General features: G+C 58.9%; 3 protein-coding genes. 2 read left to right on the top strand and 1 reads right to left on the bottom strand.

All coding sequences use genetic code 11. The features are described 5' to 3' along the window. Window positions 1–1,194 (bottom strand): threonine ammonia-lyase (locus tag ACEW8J_RS01885; protein WP_373489933.1); only part of this gene is annotated, 1,194 nt, incomplete at its 3' end. 75 nt (window positions 1,195–1,269) lie between these two features. On the opposite strand from ACEW8J_RS01885, the gene ACEW8J_RS01880 reads away from it, so the two are divergent. After that, window positions 1,270–2,142: an NAD(P)-dependent oxidoreductase gene (locus ACEW8J_RS01880; protein WP_373489932.1), complete on the top strand. Its 873-nt coding sequence runs from the start codon at window positions 1,270–1,272 to the stop codon at window positions 2,140–2,142. Window positions 2,143–2,157: 15 nt separating this feature from the next. Next, window positions 2,158–2,343: hypothetical protein (locus tag ACEW8J_RS01875; RefSeq protein ID WP_373489931.1), on the top strand; the 186-nt coding region annotated here is incomplete at its 3' end.

Here is a 2,343-nt window from a genome sequence, read left to right as displayed (position 1 = left end):
GTCGGCGATCAAGCCTTCCAGCTGTTCCCTGTCCTTGGCCTCGCATTCAATATCGGTGATCAGGCCCTTTGCCGGCAGGTTGGTGAAAACGCGCTGGTGATAGACTTCGATAATATTGACTTCGTGCTCGGCAAATTGCTTCACAACATTATACAGCGCGCCGGGCTGGTCGCGCAGATGCAGGCGGAGGCGCGCCAGACGGCCCGATCGGGCAAGGTCGCGCAGGAGGACGTTCGCCAGCAGGCGCGTATCGATGTTGCCACCGCACAACACGAGGCCAACCTTTTCGCCCTTGAACTTGTCGGTATTTCCCAGAAGCGCCGCAAGACCGGCTGCTCCCGCGCCTTCGACCACGGTTTTTTCTATCTGCAACAGCAAGCTGACCGCGCTTTCCAGCTGTGCTTCACTGACCAGCAGAATCTCGTCGACATATTTCCGGATGATCGCAGCGGTGAATTCGGAAGGATTGCGCACTGCAATGCCTTCGGCCAGCGTATCGCCCCCGGCCTCGACAACTGTGCCGGTCAATGTACCGTACATGCTGGGATAAGGGGCCGCCTGCACGCCGGTCATCTTGATCCCCGGCTTGATCGCATCCGCTGCGGTTGCCATGCCGGAAAACAGTCCGCCGCCGCCTATCGGTATGATCAATCGGTCGAGATCGGGCACCGCTTCAAGCATCTCGATCGCAACGGTACCCTGACCAGCTGCGACATGCGGGTCATCAAAGGCATGGATGTAAGTGAGTCCCCGCTGTTCGGCGAGCAACATTGCATGGGTGTATGACTCATCATAATTGCTGCCGAAAATGACGATTTCGGCACCATGGCCGCGGGTCTGTTCGACCTTTACCATCGGCGTGGTGCTGGGCATGACGATCGTCGCGGGTATGTGCAGATTTTTGGCGTTATAGGCGAGTCCCTGGGCATGATTGCCGGCCGAGGCGGCGATTACGCCTGCCTTGCGTTTGCTCTGGTCCATCAGGAGCAGCGCATTGAGCGCACCGCGTTCCTTATAGGCAGCGGTAAATTGCAAATTCTCGAATTTGAGAAAGACTTCTGCGCCGCTGAGCTCAGACAGGGTGATGCTCTTTAGCGTCGGCGTGTGGACGACCCGCCCCTTGATCCGGTCGTGCGCCGCTTTCACATCCTCAAAGTCAAACGAGGGAAGGGTGGAGGTCTGCATATCATTCATATCGCCAGAGGCCCTAACGCATCTGGTCATCGAGGGAAACAATGATTATGGCCGTTCAAGGAGTTATTGGAATCTATGGCGAAAATTGCATTTATCGGGATCGGCGTGATGGGCGGACCCATGGCGGGTCATCTGGCCAAGGCGGGGCATGAGTTGACGGTGTACAACCGGACGAGAGCCAAGGCCGAGGCATGGGTGGCGGAACACGGCGGGTCTTTAGCCGATAATCCGGCTACTGCGGCAAAAGACAATCAGATCGTGATCACCTGCGTCGGCAATGACGATGATCTCGCTTCCGTCACCATGGGCCGCGACGGTGCCTTTTCGACCATGGCGTCCGGCGCTCTGTTCATCGACCATACGACCGTGTCCGCGCGCATCGCCCGGCAATTGTCGGTCGAAGCCGAAGGGCGCGGCATTCATGTCATCGACGCGCCGGTGTCCGGCGGGCAGGCGGGTGCGGAAAAGGGCAGCCTGTCGATCATGTGCGGCGGCAGCGAGCAAGCCTTTGCCGCGGCCGAACCGGTGATGTCGGCTTATGCCGGACGCATCGTCCATGTCGGCCGCACCGGGGCCGGACAAACCACCAAGATGTGCAACCAGATTGCGATCGCGGGAGTCCTCGAAGGCCTGTCGGAGGCGTTGCGTTTCGCCCAGGCAAGCCGGCTGGATCTGGACAAGGTTCACGAAGCGATTTCCGGTGGCGCCGCGCAAAGCTGGCAAATGGACAATCGCTGGGCGACCATGGCGAAGGACGAATTTGATTTCGGCTTTGCAGTCGACTGGATGCGCAAGGATCTCGGGCTGGCGATCGAGGAAGCCCGGACCAATGGCGCGACCATCCCGGTGGCCGCGCTGGTCGACCAATTTTATGCCGAAGTGCAGGCTGCGGGCGGCGGACGCAATGACACAAGTTCGCTGGTCTCACGGCTCCCGAAAAGAAAATAGAAAAAGGCAGATGATATGCACGCTTGGCTGAAAAATCATGGGGTGGCTTTATGCGCGATTGCGGCAAGCCTTTGTCTCGCATCGGGCCCCGCCCAGGCGGATAGCCTGATTGAAAATGTAAACGGCATGACTCTCGACAGCGAGGGCAAGGTCCTTCGTTTCACGGCGATGCTGGTCGATGATGACGGCAACGTAAAGGAG

Source organism: Parasphingorhabdus sp. (assembly GCF_041748495.1).
Classification (GTDB): Bacteria; Pseudomonadota; Alphaproteobacteria; order Sphingomonadales; family Sphingomonadaceae; genus Parasphingorhabdus.
This window is presented reverse-complemented; position numbering and strand designations above follow the sequence as displayed.